Origin of the sequence: Zhongshania sp. R06B22 (assembly GCF_040892595.1) — a bacterium.
In the GTDB taxonomy this organism is placed as follows: Bacteria; Pseudomonadota; Gammaproteobacteria; order Pseudomonadales; family Spongiibacteraceae; genus Spongiibacter; species Spongiibacter arctica.
The window spans coordinates 2,251,106-2,267,356 of sequence record NZ_JBFRYB010000001.1 but is presented as its reverse complement, the minus strand read 5'-3'; the positions used below and the strand labels follow the sequence as shown (position 1 = coordinate 2,267,356).

General features: G+C 50.0%; 15 protein-coding genes. 13 read left to right on the top strand and 2 right to left on the bottom strand.

The genetic code is table 11. The annotated features are described in order from the left end of the window. Window positions 1-56: 56 nt before the first annotated feature. The 12 genes from gloB (at window position 57) to AB4875_RS10300 (ending at window position 13,284) form a co-directional block, all read left to right on the top strand. On the top strand, window positions 57-830 hold the full coding sequence (gene gloB, locus AB4875_RS10355; RefSeq protein WP_368375984.1) for a hydroxyacylglutathione hydrolase: 774 nt from the start codon (window positions 57-59) through the stop codon (window positions 828-830). A gap of 25 nt (window positions 831-855) precedes the next feature. Continuing rightward, window positions 856-2,562 carry a lytic transglycosylase gene (locus AB4875_RS10350; RefSeq protein WP_368375983.1) on the top strand — a complete coding sequence of 569 codons (1,707 nt, stop codon included), beginning with the start codon at window positions 856-858 and terminating at the stop codon, window positions 2,560-2,562. A gap of 54 nt (window positions 2,563-2,616) precedes the next feature. Continuing rightward, window positions 2,617-3,648, top strand: coding sequence for an ABC transporter permease subunit (locus AB4875_RS10345; RefSeq protein ID WP_368375982.1), 1,032 nt, complete (start codon window positions 2,617-2,619; stop codon window positions 3,646-3,648). Further along, on the top strand, window positions 3,645-4,691 hold the full coding sequence (locus AB4875_RS10340; protein ID WP_368375981.1) for an ABC transporter permease: 1,047 nt from the start codon (window positions 3,645-3,647) through the stop codon (window positions 4,689-4,691). Before AB4875_RS10345 ends, AB4875_RS10340 begins: the two co-directional genes overlap by 4 nt. Before the next feature lie 8 nt (window positions 4,692-4,699). Continuing rightward, a complete protein-coding gene (locus AB4875_RS10335; protein ID WP_368375980.1) occupies window positions 4,700-6,508 on the top strand; it encodes an extracellular solute-binding protein in 1,809 nt (602 codons plus the stop codon). After that, on the top strand, window positions 6,505-7,488 hold the full coding sequence (locus tag AB4875_RS10330; protein ID WP_368375979.1) for an ABC transporter ATP-binding protein: 984 nt from the start codon (window positions 6,505-6,507) through the stop codon (window positions 7,486-7,488). Before AB4875_RS10335 ends, AB4875_RS10330 begins: the two co-directional genes overlap by 4 nt. Continuing rightward, the gene (locus AB4875_RS10325; protein WP_368375978.1) at window positions 7,485-8,471 is read left to right on the top strand and encodes an ABC transporter ATP-binding protein; all 987 of its coding nucleotides are present in this window, start codon (window positions 7,485-7,487) and stop codon (window positions 8,469-8,471) included. The genes AB4875_RS10330 and AB4875_RS10325 overlap by 4 nt, the downstream gene beginning before the upstream one ends. 196 nt (window positions 8,472-8,667) lie before the next feature. Further along, window positions 8,668-9,702, top strand: a complete 1,035-nt coding sequence (locus tag AB4875_RS10320) for an AraC family transcriptional regulator (protein ID WP_368375977.1) — start codon at window positions 8,668-8,670, stop codon at window positions 9,700-9,702. A 40-nt stretch (window positions 9,703-9,742) separates the two neighbouring features. Continuing rightward, window positions 9,743-10,636 (top strand): tyrosine-protein phosphatase, encoded by an 894-nt coding sequence (locus tag AB4875_RS10315; protein WP_368375976.1) that lies wholly within the window; start codon window positions 9,743-9,745, stop codon window positions 10,634-10,636. Then, the gene (locus AB4875_RS10310) at window positions 10,637-11,773 is read left to right on the top strand and encodes a methyltransferase (protein WP_368375975.1); all 1,137 of its coding nucleotides are present in this window, start codon (window positions 10,637-10,639) and stop codon (window positions 11,771-11,773) included. 102 nt (window positions 11,774-11,875) lie between these two features. Continuing rightward, a complete protein-coding gene (locus AB4875_RS10305) occupies window positions 11,876-12,367 on the top strand; it encodes a low molecular weight protein-tyrosine-phosphatase (protein ID WP_368375974.1) in 492 nt (163 codons plus the stop codon). Between the two features lie 44 nt (window positions 12,368-12,411). Further along, window positions 12,412-13,284, top strand: a complete 873-nt coding sequence (locus AB4875_RS10300) for an LLM class F420-dependent oxidoreductase (RefSeq protein WP_368375973.1) — start codon at window positions 12,412-12,414, stop codon at window positions 13,282-13,284. A gap of 20 nt (window positions 13,285-13,304) precedes the next feature. Here the strand turns inward: AB4875_RS10300 and AB4875_RS10295 are convergent, their stop codons facing one another. Together AB4875_RS10295 and AB4875_RS10290 are read right to left on the bottom strand one after the other, a co-directional pair. Then, window positions 13,305-14,621 (bottom strand): class I SAM-dependent RNA methyltransferase, encoded by a 1,317-nt coding sequence (locus tag AB4875_RS10295; protein WP_368375972.1) that lies wholly within the window; start codon window positions 14,619-14,621, stop codon window positions 13,305-13,307. Further along, window positions 14,621-14,863 carry a hypothetical protein gene (locus AB4875_RS10290; protein WP_368375971.1) on the bottom strand — a complete coding sequence of 81 codons (243 nt, stop codon included), beginning with the start codon at window positions 14,861-14,863 and terminating at the stop codon, window positions 14,621-14,623. The genes AB4875_RS10295 and AB4875_RS10290 overlap by 1 nt, the downstream gene beginning before the upstream one ends. Before the next feature lie 207 nt (window positions 14,864-15,070). Between AB4875_RS10290 and AB4875_RS10285 the strand changes: the two genes are divergently transcribed. Then, the gene (locus AB4875_RS10285) at window positions 15,071-16,144 is read left to right on the top strand and encodes a 3-deoxy-7-phosphoheptulonate synthase (RefSeq protein ID WP_368375970.1); all 1,074 of its coding nucleotides are present in this window, start codon (window positions 15,071-15,073) and stop codon (window positions 16,142-16,144) included. Window positions 16,145-16,251 lie beyond the last annotated feature (107 nt).

Sequence of the window (16,251 nt, the reverse complement as noted above, 5' to 3'; positions counted from 1 at the left end):
TTGCAGGGAGACGCTGGAATGTTTATGCTGCGCTGTCCACAATTAAAATAATGATTATGCTGTCAATATCACCCATTTCTGCATTTAGCGACAACTATATTTGGTGTGTCGCACGCGAAGGAAAGGCAATCATTGTCGATCCAGGTGACGCCGCGCCGGTACTAAAGCACTTAGACGAAAACGGCCTAAGCCTCTCGGCCATCATTATTACGCACCATCACTACGACCACGTAAATGGCATAGAGTTGCTCTGCGAACGCTACCCCAATACTCCAGTTTACGGCCCAGAAAATCAATGTAAAAGTATCACTCAGCGCCTTAAACACGATGACACAATTACCCTTCTAGACCTAACATTTCGGGTGTTTGCCGTGCCTGGGCATACCCTAGATCATATTGCTTACTACCTTGAGACGTCGCCATCGGGCCCAGCGCTATTTTGCGGTGACACCCTGTTTGCCGGCGGTTGCGGGCGACTGTTTGAGGGTACGCCGAAACAAATGCTCAACTCGCTTGGGCTGATCCAAGCCCTAGCGGCAGACACTGAGGTGTACTGCGCACATGAGTACACCCTGAGCAATCTGCGCTTTGCCTGCGTTGTCGAACCCAATAACCGCGATCTGCTTTCACGCTTTGAAGACACCCAAGCTCGACGACAAGCAGATTTACCCACAGTCCCTTCTAAGCTGGCACTCGAATTGCTAACAAATCCATTCTTGCGAACGGATAATGCTGCCGTCCAACAACAAGTTGCGACGCACGCGGCACTTAAGTATTGGAATCAAAACGATATTTTCGCTAGTTTACGTGCTTGGAAGGATGACTTTTAAATGACATTAGCGACTATATTTTATAATGAAAACACTCTATAGCCCCTTCAATAAGTTCATCTTTGGTGCGCTGCTAATACCGCTACTGGTAGCCTGCGCCCAAACACCGCATCAATACGGTGCGCGCCACAAAAATACCACCCTGTTCTGTGATCGAGTAGAAAACCGCAGTAGCAAACTCTGTCGGTATCAAGAGGTCGTAACACAAGGCGACGCGAGCAGTGACTCTGCAAAACAAATACGTGATGGCCTCAAGTTTACGTCCAAGTCTAAGTTGCAAACCGCCAAGGCAGCAAAGCATAGCCCTGATGCAGAAACCGAAGCATCTGGGGAGACTCTACAAACCACCAAGCAATACCAACAATTATGGCCTCGCTTAGCGTCCAAGCTGCAGTTCGATGCCCTCGCCGGGCATGCCGATGTTGAAGACCGGGAGGAATGGTATGCAGAGCATTCCTATTACCTCGCCAAGATTAGTAAACGCGCAGCGCGCTATCTGTACTACATCATTGACAATATCGAAGAACGCGGCCTACCCAGCGACTTAGCCTTGCTGCCCTTTGTAGAAAGTGCCTTTGACCCCTTCGCCTATTCACATGGACGCGCCTCGGGCTTATGGCAGTTTGTACCCAATACCGCCAAGCATCTGGGGATAGACCAAAACTGGTGGTACGACGGCCGTCGCGACGTTATCACCGCCACAGACTCGGCACTAGACTATCTCACTGACCTGAACCGCCGCTTTGATGGCGATTGGTTGCTGACATTGGCAGCATATAATGCTGGCGCAGGCACAGTGAATAAAGCGATAAGACGCAATAAGAAAAAGGGACTGCCAACCGATTTCTGGTCTTTGAAGCTCCCCAAAGAAACCAAAAACTATATCCCCAAAATGCTGGCACTGGTTAAGATTTTCAAAAACCCGGCATCCTACAACCTCACGCTTCCCCCGGTAGCAAATGAGCCGCATTTTATTGCGGTGAACACCGGCAGCCAGCTTGACCTAGCGCAAGCCGCTAAACTAGCCGACATTAGTGTTGATGAGCTATATCGCCTGAACCCAGGTTTTAATCGCTGGGTAACGGCACCAGAGGGACCGCACCGACTACTAATTCCGCAAGCAAAAGCAAAAACATTTGCCTCGCGCCTAGCCAAAATACCGCCACGCGATCGCTTGCGCTGGCAGCAGTACAAAATACAAGCCGGCGACAATTTAGTGACTATTGCGCGCCGCCATCATGTTGACGTTGCCACGCTGCGAGCCAGCAATCAGCTTGATAATGACATTTTAAAAATTGGCCATGTGTTACTTATCCCCGACGCCGGCAATGGTGTCTCACCGCACAAAGGCGTCAGTCAGGGTTTAGCCTCATCAGAAGCCTCTCGCATAGAGTATAAAGTGCGTAGCGGCGACACCATCAGTGGTATTGCTAAAAACTACGGGGTAAGCAGTAAGAAGATACTTACTTGGAATAAACTGGCGTCGAATTCTATTATCAAGCCTGGTCAGAAGTTAGTGGTGTGGGGAAAGGCGCCGCAGCAATCTGCCAAGGGCATTATTCGCAAGGTAGGCTATAAGGTGAGAAATGGCGACTCGCTGTCCCTTATCGCCAGTCGCTTTAATCTGCGCATCCGCGATATCGTGGAATGGAATTCCATTAAAACCAGTCAGTATTTGCGCCCCGGTCAATCTTTAACATTATATGTTGATATCACTCGCGCCGATCTTTAACGGCGTTTTGATATAGTATAGCCTCTTCGCTTTGCCAAGGTTTTTAACGCGTTTATGACAGGCTATTTCGTTCGCCGTTTTTTACTAATTATTCCCACCTTTATCGGCATTACTTTATTAGTATTTGCCATTACCCGCGTTGTTCCCGGTGGCCCGATTGAACGTCTGATGACGCAAATTCAGTTCGGTGGTGAAACCGGTTCCTTGCAGCGCAGCCAGGGTGGCGGCACGCTTTCCGATGAGCAAATGGAAGAGCTTAAGCGCTACTACGGTTTTGATAAACCAATGCTTAGCAGCTACGTAATTTGGCTAAAAAAGGTAGTCTCCTTTGACTTGGGTCTTTCTACCCGCTATCAAGATCCTGTTTGGCAAATTATCAAAGAGCGGTTCCCAATCTCAATCTACTACGGCCTCACCACCCTAATACTGACCTACTTGGTATGTATTCCACTTGGCCTGGCTAAAGGCATGTACCATGGCAGCGCCCTCGATAGCTGGTCGTCGGCGGTGGTTTTTTTAGGCTACGCCCTACCCAGCTATGTTATCGGCATTGCCCTAATTTCATTGTTTGCTGGCTACTGGGATATATTCCCTCTGGGCGGCTTTGTGAGTGACAATCACGACGAGCTCAGCACCTGGGGCAAAGCCTCAGACATATTTAGGCACTCGGTATTGCCACTAATCGCGTACCTAGCAGGCAGTTTCGCCGTCACCACTCTAATGATGAAAAATTCGCTGATGGACAATTTGTCGGCAGACTATATGCGCACTGCCAGCGCTAAAGGCTTAAGTCGCGGCGAAAGCGTTCGCGGTCATGCGCTTCGCAATAGCCTGATTCCCGTGGCCACATCCTTCGGTAACAATATTTCGCTACTGCTAGGCGGCTCATTTTTGATTGAAACCATATTCAATATCGATGGCATTGGGCTGTTGGGCTACGAGGCCATTATCGAACGTGACTACCCGATTGTAATGGGCATATTGGTGATTTCTTCGCTGCTGTATCTGCTTGGCAATATATTGTCGGATATCTGTGTTGCCCTAGTCGATCCACGGATTCGCTTCGGCGGGCGGAGCGGCGCATGAGTGTTTTTAAAAATCCGGTCGCCCAAAAACGCTGGCAGCGCTTTCGCCAATCTCGTCGAGGCTATTATTCGGCGTGGATATTACTTGTCCTTACGCTGTGCAGTTTTGGCGCAGAAATGCTGGCCAATAATCGCGCTCTAGTTGTCGTCTACCAAGGTGAATGGCACTTCCCTATTTATGGTGATGTGATTACAGGCAAGGATTTCGGCCTAGATTACAACTACGAAGTAAACTATCGCGATCTTAAAGCCAGCCTCGCAAATTCCGATGACAGCTGGGTGCTCATGCCCCCAATTCCTTTTAGCCCCTTAGAAACAGATTTAATTGCCGGGGATTTCCCCCCGCACTCGCCATCGCTCAATACCCGCCATTATTTAGGTACAGACACCAGCGGCAGAGATGTGGCTGCGCGTCTGATTTACGGCTTTCGAACTGCGATTACCTTCTCTTTATTACTACTGGTATTCAACTACGCCGTCGGTGTCGCCATTGGCTGCATGATGGGCTTTTGGGGCGGCGCCTTTGATCTCATCTTTCAACGCATTATTGAGATCTGGTCGAATATCCCCTTTCTCTACGTGATTATGATCGTGGCGTCGGTTATTACCCCGGGGTTCTGGACCTTGCTGTTTATTATGGCTTTTTTCGGATGGACCAGTATGACCTGGTATATGCGCACCGCGACCTATAAAGAAGTGGCGCGCGATTATGTGATGGCTGCCCGCGCATTAGGGGCCTCAGGGCCGAGAATCGTATTTCGGCACATACTCCCAAATAGCGTGTCTACTTTAGTGACCTTTGTACCCTTTTCGGTTGCCTCAGGTATCACCTCGCTAACGGCCTTAGACTATTTAGGATTTGGCCTGCCACCGCCGATTTCCAGCTGGGGAGAACTGCTGAAGCAAGGCACCGAAAATTTAGAATCATTGTGGTTGGTGGGCTCAGTTGTTGTTGCGATGACCGTTATCTTGATGTTGGTCGCCTATATTGGCGAAGCAATACGCGATGCCTATGACCCTAGAAAATTCAGCTTTTATGAATAAGTCTTATTATGCGTAAGTTAGTACTATTTTTTCTTATCAACGCGATAACAGTATTTAGTCTGAGCGTGCAAGCGCTGCCGGATAATCTGCCGACTGACTTGGTGTGGCAGACAAATGTAAGCGATCCAATTTTTGCAGACCCCACAGCGCAACGCGGCGGTCGCTTCCGCACCTTTGTCACCACCTTCCCGCTAACCCTGCGCTTGGTTGGTCCAGATTCAAATGGCAGCTTTGCGGGGTATATGCGCGCGAACAATTTAAGCTTGGTGGGCATCCATCCCAACACGCTTAAACCCATTCCCGAACTGGCAAGCCATTGGGCGTTGGGCAGCGATGGCCACAGTATCTATTTCCGCCTAGATCCCGACGCGCGCTGGTCTGACGGCACTCCTGTAACAGCCGACGACTACGTTTTCGGCTTGGAGTTCATGCGCTCCACATACATTCTGGCACCTTGGTATAACAACTACTTTAGCGAAATTATCACCGGCCTAGTCAAATATGATGACTATACCATCGGCATCGAGGGCGCGACGCCCAAACCCGAAGACGAAATGCTCTTTGAATACAGCGTGTCACCCGTGCCCCGACATTTTCATACCCTCGACGAAAATTGGGTGCGAGAATCTAACTGGCGCATCGCGCCAAATACCGGCCCGTACCTGATTAGTGAAATTCGAAAAGGTAAATATGTGGAGTTCACTAGGAAAAAGGACTGGTGGGCCAACGATAAGCACTATTTTAAACACCGCTATAACCCAGACCATATTCGCGTAAAGCTTATACGCGACCTAAATATTGCCTATCAATACTTCCGCAAGGGTCAGCTCGATACCTTCCCCTTATTAATGCCGCGTTTCTGGCATAAAAAGGCACAGGGCGATATTTACGAAAACGGCTACGTGGGTAAAATAAAATTTTATAACGACGTACCACAACCCATTAGCGGCTTGTTTTTAAATGAAGATGCGACGCCCCTGGACGACATCAATGTGCGCTATGCCATTGCCCACGCTCTCAATGTAGACAAGGTCATAAACACGGTATTACACGGCGATTATGAACGACTGCAAACAGCTCACGACGGCTATGGTGACTACAGCAATACTACAATCCGCGCCCGCAGCTTTGATTTAAAGACCGCAGCTGATTACCTCGACAAAGCCGGTTGGAGCGAGCGCGGCAGCGACGGTATTCGAGTTAAAGACGGCCAGTCTTTGAACATTCGTATCACCTATTACAACAGCGGCCACAGTGACCGCTTGGTTATCCTCGCTCAAGAAGCCCGCAAAGCCGGTATCGACTTTCAATTACAACTACTGGATGCCTCCGCGGCGTTCAAACAAATTATGGAGAACAAACATCAGGCTGCATGGATGGGGTGGTCTGGCGGCGGCTTATCTCCGCGCTATTGGGAATTTTACCATTCAGATAACGCCCATAAACCGCAAACCAACAATGTCACCAATACCGACAATAAAGCCTTAGACGCAAAAATTATGGCGTACCGGACTGCAACAGAAAAAGCGACGAGGGTTCAATTAGCGCATGAACTCGAGCAAATGGTTCACGACCAAGGCTCATTTATTCCCACCTTTAAAGTCCCCTATACCCGCGAAGCATTTTGGCGCTGGATAAAGCTGCCGCCAAGCCACGGCACCCGCACCAGTGATGTTTTATTTGACCCCTTAGGTGGCAGCGGCGGGCTTTTTTGGATTGATGCTGATGAACAACAAGCCACATTAGATGCCAAGGCAGATGACCAAGCACTGCCGAAAGTGATGATTATAGATAAGACCTGGATGGTGTCGCCATGAGTTTACTGTCCGTACAAGACCTGTCGGTCGCCATACGAGGGGACGATGGCGTCCCCCGCGAACTCGTCAGCTCAATATCCTTTGATATCGCCGCCGGTGAAACCCTGGGGCTGGTTGGTGAATCTGGCTGCGGTAAAAGCCTTACCGCCATGTCTATTCTAGATTTACTGCCAAAACCCCAAGCTATGCGCAGCAAGGGGCGGATATTATTTAATAATGAGGACATCAGCGCGGCGCCCCCTGCCCGCCTCCGAAAAATTCGCGGAAAAAATATCGCGGTAATATTTCAAGACCCGATGACAGCATTAAACCCGGTGCAAACCGTGGCGCAGCAGATTATCGAAGTACTCGGTATTCACTTCCCCGCCATGTCTCGCCAAGCCCATCGCGACCGGGTGTTATCACTTTTGCGCGAAGTCGGGATACCTGCGCCCGAAGAGAGACTATCAGCTTATCCCCACCAGCTTTCCGGCGGCATGCGACAGCGGGTGATGATTGCCATGGCGCTGGCTTGCGAACCCGATTTATTGATTGCAGATGAACCTACGACCGCCCTGGACGTGACAATTCAAGCCCAAATCGTTCGACTGTTAAAAGGCTTGCAGGCAAAAAACGGCATGGCCATGTTATTCATTACCCACGACCTCGCCTTGGTCTCTCAGGTGAGCGATCATATTGCGGTGATGTATGCCGGAAAGATCGCCGAATACGGGCCTGCGCAACACGTCTTTGCAAGCCCCCGTCATCCCTATACTAAGAGCTTAATTGCGGCGCTGCCAGGTGTTAACCATCCACCTAAGTCGGCCTTATATGCGCTGGAAGGCCAAGTGCCAGCCATAGAAAATATGCCCACGGGCTGCCGCTTTGCAAATCGCTGTCGCCATGTTGCCGGTATCTGCCATCGCGAAGTCCCACCGCAGGACAAAACGAGCGACTCGATCATGGTAGCCTGTCATCGGTGGCAGGAGATCGCGCAATGAGTAAGCTTATTCTTGATGTTCAAGACCTGCAGCTCCATTTTTCTCAGCGCAGTGGTATTTTCGGCCGCGAGCGCGCCGTGGTCCGGGCTGTCGACAATCTCAGCTTTCAACTGCATGCTGGGGAAACACTCGGTCTGGTTGGGGAGTCTGGCTGCGGCAAAAGTAGTTTAGGCAAGGCGATACTGAATCTGCACCGCCCAACCGCCGGCCGCGTTATCTATCAGGGCAAAGATATTGCCGGTCTTTCAGACCGATCCATGCGGGCATACCGCCGCTCTTTACAAATGATCTTTCAAGATCCCTTTGAATCTCTAAATAGCCGCCACACCGTCGCCACCATTATCGAAGAACCATTGCTTATTCACGGCATTGGTGACCGCGAGAGTCGACGCCAGCGCGTAGCAGAACTCCTAGATTTAGTCGGTTTGCCGAGTTCAGCCAACAGTAAATACCCCCATGAGTTCTCTGGCGGCCAGCGCCAGCGTATTGGTATTGCCAGAGCCATCGCGCTGAACCCAAGTGTGTTGATATGCGATGAGGCAGTATCTGCATTAGACGTGTCGGTGCAAGCGCAAATTTTGAATTTACTGTTAGAAATACAGCGTGAGCTCAAGCTAAGCATGTTATTTATTTCTCATGACTTGGGTGTGGTTCGGCACATGAGTGACCGCATTGCGGTCATGTATTTAGGCCAGATTGTCGAAATTGGCGACGCCCAAAGTATTTATCGCCAGGCCCGCCACCCCTATACCCAAGGCTTGCTGGCAGCCATACCAAAGCTAGGCAGCTTAGCCGAGGATGTTAGCCAAATTGGCGGTGATATACCCTCTCCTATGGCGCCACCGCCTGGTTGTCGTTTTCACACCCGCTGCGCCTTCGCGCAGGCAAAATGCAAAAGTGATCCGCCATTACTGCGTGCAGAGGATGGCGAGCATTTTACTGCCTGCCATTTCTGGGAGGGTCTCAGCGCAAGCCCACGTTAAACCGGCGAAATATCGCGGCGCATAAGGTCCATCTTGCCGTCAATACGCGGTAAACTCTTCCACGTCATTACGGTAGTTCAAATATGCGGGTTTTCTTTTTGGGGATCTGTGTAACCCATTCATAGAATTAAGGTTTAGCGTGCGTAACATCCACCCCTCACACAAAGATCGTGTCCCGCTAAAATATGCGCGCAGCATGCTCCAGGTTGCCGAAGCTCAGGGCTATAACGGCGAAGACCTATTGCGTTCGCTGGATTTACCCATTGACCCACTCGCGCCGAATGCAGATTTGGATTCTTTGATTGACGGCCGCTACTACAGCAAAATATACCGCCGCGTGATGTGGCTATTGCAAGATGAATCCTTCGGCTTAGGTTTAGACCATCGGACCCCAGCCGGCAGCTTTAGAATGCTGTGCTTGTTTATCATCCACTGCGAAACCTTAGAACAAGCTTTGCGCCGAGCCGCCGAATTTATCAACTTTTGCCATACCCTCACCGAAACATCAAATAGCAATAGACGGCCCATAGAGCGTTTAGGTGATGGCACGGCGCTCTACCGCTTCCCAGAGAATGTCGGTCTGGTGAGCGACGCGAATGCGTCTAGTACCACCATGGCTCACACCATGGCAATCTGGCGGCGTTTCTGTCAGTGGTTAATTGGCAAGCCACTTGAATTAATCGGCGTTCATTTACAAGGCGACGCCCCGGAAAGCGCGGAATATTTTGAGCAACTGTTTGGCTGCGAAGTCCGCTTTGCTTGTGATCACAATGCCTTTTTACTCGCGGAATACTGCTTAGACTGTCCACTTATTCACACCGAAGAGTCGCTGCAAAAATTTCTTCGCAACGCGCCCTACCATTTACTGGTGTCACAGGAAGACGACGACAGCTCACTGCTATCACAAATGAAGCGCATCGTCGGCAGCGATCTAAGCCATGAATTTCCCAGTGTGGTGGTCATGGCTGAGCAATTAAATATGTCGGTCAGAACCTTGCGCCGGCGCTTAAAAGACCTCGACACCACCTACCAAAGATTTAAGGATGAGCTGCGTCAAGAGCACGCGACCCGATGGCTTAATCAACCGGAGCTTAAAGTGAACGCGGTATCCGCGCTGCTTGGCTTTGATGAGCCCAGCGCGTTTCACCGCTCTTTTAAAAAATGGACGGGAATGACTCCCGGCGAGTATCGGGCCAGCCGCCAATCTCATATGAACATTGAGAAAACGTGATTCTAATCTAGATATCACACGAGGTAAAAATTTTAAGACGATGAATACTATAGATTTAATTCACGCAACACCGCACGCGGCGGCCGACTCCATACCGGCGAAAACTCGCGTCATTCCCGCCTTGCTACCGGAATCTGAGCGGGAAGCAGCGCGTAAATTAACCTTTGACCGCATGCATAATTTCCGCGATCTAGGGGGCTATCGCACCAGTGACAAACGCCAGCTTAAGTGGGGCCGCGTTTATCGCTCAGACAAACTCTCATCGCTCTCTGAGCAAGATCAAGATTTTATTTTGCGTTTAGGCATCAGCCAAGTCAGCGATTTTCGATCTGATGAAGAACGCCGGGACTCGCCCCACAAGCTCCCCCTCAATGCCGGTATCACAATCAATGAATTGCCTATTACCGTGGACGCGGCACAAATAGAACGCATCACCCTGCGACTGCAAGAAGAGAATGCCACCGCCGATGATATGGCGCATTTCTTAATCGAAGCAAACCGGGAAATGGTTGAACGCTTTACACCCATTTATCGGCAGTGGCTGCAAGCGCTGCTCAACGAAGACAGCTACCCGCAGGTGTTCCATTGCACTGCTGGTAAAGATCGAACCGGCTTTGGCGCCGCCTTGCTGTTAAGTATTCTGGGAGTGCCGCAGGAAACCATCTTGCAGGACTATCTCGCCACCAACACCTACACCGCGGCAAGAGTGGATAGCATTGTGCATTACGTATACGAAAAAACCGTGCACCAGGTAAATCAAGACGTTATTCGCACCCTTTTTACTGTGCAGGCACATTACTTGGGTGAAGCTTTTAAGGCGATTGAAGAGGAATACGGTGACATCGATAATTACATCGAGACCGCCTTGGGCTTTTCTCAAAGCCAACGTTTAGCCCTGCAAGCCCTATTACTTGAGCCGGTAAGCGACATTTAGATGCCGCAACTTGCCCAGTTCGACACGCCATTTGCTAGCCTGCAACTTAGTCGCCGCCCCCATCGTGACCGCGAAACCCTGCAGCCGTGGGACGCCGCAGACGAGTATTTACTGCAGCACCTTGCTAGCCAGAGCATCGCAGTCGACAGTCGCATTCTGATTGTGAATGACAGCCAAGGTAGCTTATGTGCGGCTCTATCCACATACCGCTGCACGCTGTGGGCGGACTCCGCTATCAGCCAACTCTCTGCGAATGAAAACTGCGCACGCAATCAGCTTGCGGCGCCAGAATTTATTCCCGCAAGTGATATACCACAGGGAAGTTTTGATTATATTTTATACAAACTTCCTAAAGCGCGATCCTTGCTGCAATATCAATTGCAACACTTGGCGCCCCTCTTCAGCCGCCCCGAGCAGTTTATTGCCGCCGCAATGGCGCGCCATATTGATCACAATGTGGTGGCGACCTTTTCCAAGTACTTAGTGCCAGCCAGACCCAGCTTGGCGCGCAAAAAGGCCCGCCTAATCCAATTGCAAAACATGTCATTCAATCGAGAAGTTGACGATGACTGCAAAATCGTTGAAGTGCCAGAGTTCGGCTTAACGCTGCACAACCGTGCTAACGTTTTTTCCCGTGACAAGCTCGACCAAGGCAGTCGTATCATGCTGCGCGCTATGGACACCTTAGCCGCCCCAACGCGCGTCGCAGATTTAGCTTGCGGCAATGGCTTACTGGGTGTTTACGCGCAAGGTATATGGCCTGAAGCCGAACTTCACTTCTTCGATGACTCGTTTCTAGCCATCGATTCCGCGCGCCGAACAGTTCAGGCAAACTCACGAAAACCCAATATTGCATCCAGCTGCACCTTCAGCGCCGATGACTGCCTATCTAATTATCACGGTGAGCCATTCGATTTGATTCTGTGTAATCCGCCGTTTCATCAGGACCACCATGTGGGTGATCACATTGCCCAAGCTATGTTTCGCGACAGCCTAAAACACTTAGCGCCAAACGGACGCCTATGCGTGGTTGGCAATCGGCATTTGGGCTACCACAACGCTCTCAGAAAACTGTTTGGACGCTGTGACATTATTGATTCCAACCCTAAATTTGTGGTTCTGTTGGCCCACCGCTAATTACTTATTTTAATCCCCAACCCACCAAATGGATGATGTAGCATTATCGTATGGGTGCTATTTTAGCGGCATAAATTTGCTATTCGGATCGCCTGTATTGTAATGCCAATTCATGTTGTTTTTGTTTGTCTGGGTAATATCTGCCGTTCACCCGCGGCCCAAGGTGTATTTGAGCACTTGCTGCAAAACACCGGGTTAAACACCTTGATCACCGTCGATTCCTGCGGCACCGCCGCATTTAATATCGGCAAATCACCAGATCCTCGATCATCGGCGGCTTCTCTCAGACGCGGCTACCGGATTGACAATCAAATAGCCCGACAAATCGATGACGGTGACTATGAACGAGCTGATTATGTGGTCGCAATGGACCGCATGAATCTGACAAATGTGACTGCATGGGCACCGGCTGGCTATCAAGGTGAGATAAAGCTATTGATGGATTATTGTGGCCACGCTGGCAATGCCCAGGTTGCAGATCCTTACTATGACGATGATGCCGCCTTTGATCAGGTCATTGCGCAAATTGAAAATGCAGCAAGCGGCCTGCTAACTTATATCTGTGAAAAACACAATTTAGCAGCGAAGCACTGATCACGGCCCGCTGCCATGGCCCATAAAAATAATAGGACGCTACCATGCACTTTGTTATATCGACGTCGTTTAGTAGCGTCGCTGACTTAAAAAAACTGGCGATTACTGCAGATAGTTGTGGCTGGGAGGCAATGTCATTCTCAGACCATGTGGTAAATCCAGAAAAACTCAAGACCCCTTATCCCTATACTGAAAACGGCGAGCGCCGCTGGCAGCCCTTTACCGATTGGCCAGATCCCTGGGTGATGATAGGCGCACTGGCGAGTATTACCACTAAGCTGAAATTCACCAACAATATATTTGTACTGCCAATGCGAAACCCGTTTTTGGTGGCCAAAGCGATTAGCACTGCCGCCATTATTTCCGATAATCGCGTTATCCCCGCCATCGGAGTTGGTTGGTCAAAGGATGAGTTTGAGTTGCTACAGCAAGATTTTCACACCCGTGGTAAACGCGCTGATGAAATGATCGAAATTATGCGCCTACTGTGGACCGGTGAGCTGGTCGAATATCAGGGTAAACATTATCAATTCCCCCCTTTAGAGATGAACCCGGCGCCTAGCGCTTACATCCCCATCTGGGTGGGCGGCATCAGTGACGCAGCCATGCGGCGAGCAGCGAGAATCGGCGACGGCTGGGTCACAGACTTACAAACCAGCGAAGATATCTTAGCCAGTATCGCCAAAATACAGCAGTATCGCAGGGAGTACGGCCGCGAAGATCGCCCGTTTTCGGTGATGGCAACACCATCAGATGCCTTCACTCCCGATGCTTACCGTCGTTTAGAGGACGGAGGTGTTAGCCATATCCTGACCCAACCCTGGCCCTTCTACCATGGCGACACCCAGGATTTAGATGAGAAGATAGACGGGATTAAACGTTATGCAGATGATTATATCGCCGCACTAAATCCCTAACAGCTGCCCGCCCATGCGCTTTAGCGTGTTAGGAAAACCACACTTTCTACATGGTGAGTATGGGGAAACATATCGGCCATTGCGGCCTGTGCAATACTAAAGCCCGCTGCAGATAAAATGGCCAGGTCCCGGGCCAAGGTTGCCGGATCACAGGAAACGTAGGCAATACTGCTGACGACTTTATTGGCAGCCAAGTACTCACACAGGATTTTCGCGCCGGCGCGTGGCGGATCGAGAATGACTTTATGGCAGCCTGCTGGAATAGTGATCGCCGCTGAATCAAAAAGATCCACACAGAAATAGTCAATCGGCAGACCCGCGTCTAAGGCTTGCTGAGTAGCGCTACGAATCATACTTTCGCCGGCGTCAAAGCCCGATACCCGAGCCCCTGCGTTTGCGAGGGCCAAGCTAAAATTACCAAGACCGCAAAAGTAATCGGCGATTTGCTCATCAGGCTGTGGTGCCAGCCAAGCCAAACATAGATCAATAATTTGCCTGTTCACAGCGGTGTTAACCTGAGTGAAGTCACCAGGTTGATAGCGCAGTGTCAGCGCGTTTAGCGTTTGATACTGCAGCGGTGAACTTGCGCCAAGCCAAGCTGGGCCTTTGCTGCCAGTAACGCTATATAAAAATGCCGGCGCCTCGATATCAGCGGCTAGCTGTTCACTGCGTTTTAAATCCACAAATCCGTCTTTCTGAATATGTATACCAACGCGGCCGTCGCGATCGGCGCTAAACGACACCTCCCCTTTTGCCTTGTCACCGAAGTAGCGGCATATCGCGTTTCGGTTTTGCGCCAAGGCGGTATTGATAGGGTTTTCTAATAGCGGGCATTGTTCAACGGCAACAATATTGTGACTAGACTTAGCCTTAAAGCCGAGTTGACCCTTGTAATACGACAAGCGTGCGCGATGACGATACTGTGTGTCGCTAGCCTGCAGCATCGCCGTCTCTGCGGCAGCGCCACCATTGCCAGTGATGACTTTATCTAACTTGGCGCGCTTATAGGCAAGCTGACTCGGGTAATTTAAGTGCTGTAACTGGCAGCCTCCGCATTGATAATAAATAGCACAAATAGGCGCCACCCGATCCGCCGAAGCCGTGATGATATCTAGTAACTCAGCTTCATCAAAACGCTTATGTAAACGCGATGCTTTCGCCAACACCGTTTCGCCCGGCAAGGCATCTGCAATAAACACAACTTTATTGTCATGGCGCGCAACCCCACGGCCATCGTCAGCCAAACTATCAATTTTCAGTTCTATGGGCAGCGAGCTATGCTTAGCGGCGATTTTTTTTGCGGGCTTAAAGGTATTGATGGCGCGATGTTTTGCCATTATTTAAGGGCCTTTTTAGGAATAAATTTTTGGTACTTGGAAAGACACACTTGCTTACGCTGCGCCAGTTCGCGCTGCTCAGTGGGAGTGTGGGCCTCTGCGCTGGCAAGTTGATCGCAGGATAGCCCAACAAAGCTCTGCTCTTGAAGTTGATCTATTCGAATCTGTGGCGTCATTTTAACGACTGGCAAATCATCACCGTCATCTGCATGGGCTGTCGCAGCAGTCAAAATAACACTCACTAGGATTGATATCCCGAGGGCCGATATTGGCCAAGGGACAGACGATTGACGATTTACTTGGAATTTATTTGGGCGCACAGGGCAATATTCCATAGAATTTGCGCGTATTTTACCTGCCTAGGACGGTGCTGGATATTTAATTGGCATACTTTTACGTTAGAATAGCCAGCTAAGTTGAGTTTATAGGTCTCCGAAATCGGAAGTATTATGTCTAACACTGTCATTGAAAATGTAAATGTTGATGCCCAGGAAATTCTTATTACTCCTGCGGCATTAAAAGCGGCGCTGCCGATGAGCGACGCTGCCAAAGAAGTGGTTTCACTTGGTCGCGAAACCGTCAGAAATATACTGGATGGCAAAGATCATCGTATGTTCGTGGTAGTGGGCCCTTGCTCTATCCATGATGTTGATGCTGCTATGGACTATGCTCGGCGCTTAAAAGTCTTAGCGGACGAAGTTAGCGACACCCTCGTGATTATTATGCGCGTGTATTTTGAAAAGCCGCGCACCACCGTTGGCTGGAAAGGCTTAATCAACGACCCCTACCTCAATGACACCTTCAAAATTGAAGAAGGTTTACATATTGGCCGTAAACTCCTGCTTGATATCAGCGAGCTTGGTCTGCCGACCTCTACCGAGGCCCTAGACCCGATTTCGCCACAGTACCTGCAAGACTGCATATCATGGTCGGCCATTGGCGCACGCACCACTGAGTCACAAACCCATCGCGAAATGGCTAGCGGTTTATCGTCAGCTGTCGGTTTTAAAAATGGTACTGACGGCGGCTTAACAGTGGCACTGAACGCAATTGGCTCAGCGGTTAAACCCCATCGTTTTCTGGGTATTAATGGCGAAGGGCAAGTATCGGTCATTCACACCCGTGGCAATGCCTATACCCATATTGTGTTACGCGGCGGCAGCCAAGGCCCCAACTATGATTCTGTTCATATTAAATTATGTGAAGCTGAATTGGATAAATCCGGCATACCACTTAATATTATGGTTGATACCAGTCACGCCAACTCCAGCAAGCAACCTTCGCTGCAGCCACTGGTCATCGAAAATGTGACTAATCAGGTTATTGAAGGCAACAACTCAATTATCGGCTTGATGATTGAGAGCAACATTAATGCTGGCAACCAAAGTATTCCTGAAGATCTGTCTAAGCTCGCTTACGGTGTATCAGTTACCGATGGCTGCATTGGTTGGGAAGAAACAGAAACTGCGCTGCGCACCATGCGTGAACGCTTAAAAGACGTTTTGCCAAGCCGCAAGCGGTAAGCGGTAAGAATTTTGGTATAGTGTTTAAAGCGCCTTCGGGCGCTTTTTTTTGGACTGACCATTGCAGCCCCATATACCACATCCGTTATAATACTGGCTGCGTAGAC

Coding starts and splice junctions, on each gene's coding strand:
- gloB (WP_368375984.1), top strand. CDS start 57: ATGCTGTCAATATCACCCATTTCTGCATTTAGCGACAACTATATTTGG.
- AB4875_RS10310 (WP_368375975.1), top strand. CDS start 10,637: ATGCCGCAACTTGCCCAGTTCGACACGCCATTTGCTAGCCTGCAACTT.
- AB4875_RS10285 (WP_368375970.1), top strand. CDS start 15,071: ATGTCTAACACTGTCATTGAAAATGTAAATGTTGATGCCCAGGAAATT.
- AB4875_RS10315 (WP_368375976.1), top strand. CDS start 9,743: ATGAATACTATAGATTTAATTCACGCAACACCGCACGCGGCGGCCGAC.
- AB4875_RS10320 (WP_368375977.1), top strand. CDS start 8,668: ATGCTCCAGGTTGCCGAAGCTCAGGGCTATAACGGCGAAGACCTATTG.
- AB4875_RS10340 (WP_368375981.1), top strand. CDS start 3,645: ATGAGTGTTTTTAAAAATCCGGTCGCCCAAAAACGCTGGCAGCGCTTT.
- AB4875_RS10325 (WP_368375978.1), top strand. CDS start 7,485: ATGAGTAAGCTTATTCTTGATGTTCAAGACCTGCAGCTCCATTTTTCT.
- AB4875_RS10350 (WP_368375983.1), top strand. CDS start 856: ATGAAAACACTCTATAGCCCCTTCAATAAGTTCATCTTTGGTGCGCTG.
- AB4875_RS10300 (WP_368375973.1), top strand. CDS start 12,412: ATGCACTTTGTTATATCGACGTCGTTTAGTAGCGTCGCTGACTTAAAA.
- AB4875_RS10335 (WP_368375980.1), top strand. CDS start 4,700: ATGCGTAAGTTAGTACTATTTTTTCTTATCAACGCGATAACAGTATTT.
- AB4875_RS10345 (WP_368375982.1), top strand. CDS start 2,617: ATGACAGGCTATTTCGTTCGCCGTTTTTTACTAATTATTCCCACCTTT.
- AB4875_RS10305 (WP_368375974.1), top strand. CDS start 11,876: ATGCCAATTCATGTTGTTTTTGTTTGTCTGGGTAATATCTGCCGTTCA.
- AB4875_RS10295 (WP_368375972.1), bottom strand. CDS start 14,621: ATGGCAAAACATCGCGCCATCAATACCTTTAAGCCCGCAAAAAAAATC.
- AB4875_RS10330 (WP_368375979.1), top strand. CDS start 6,505: ATGAGTTTACTGTCCGTACAAGACCTGTCGGTCGCCATACGAGGGGAC.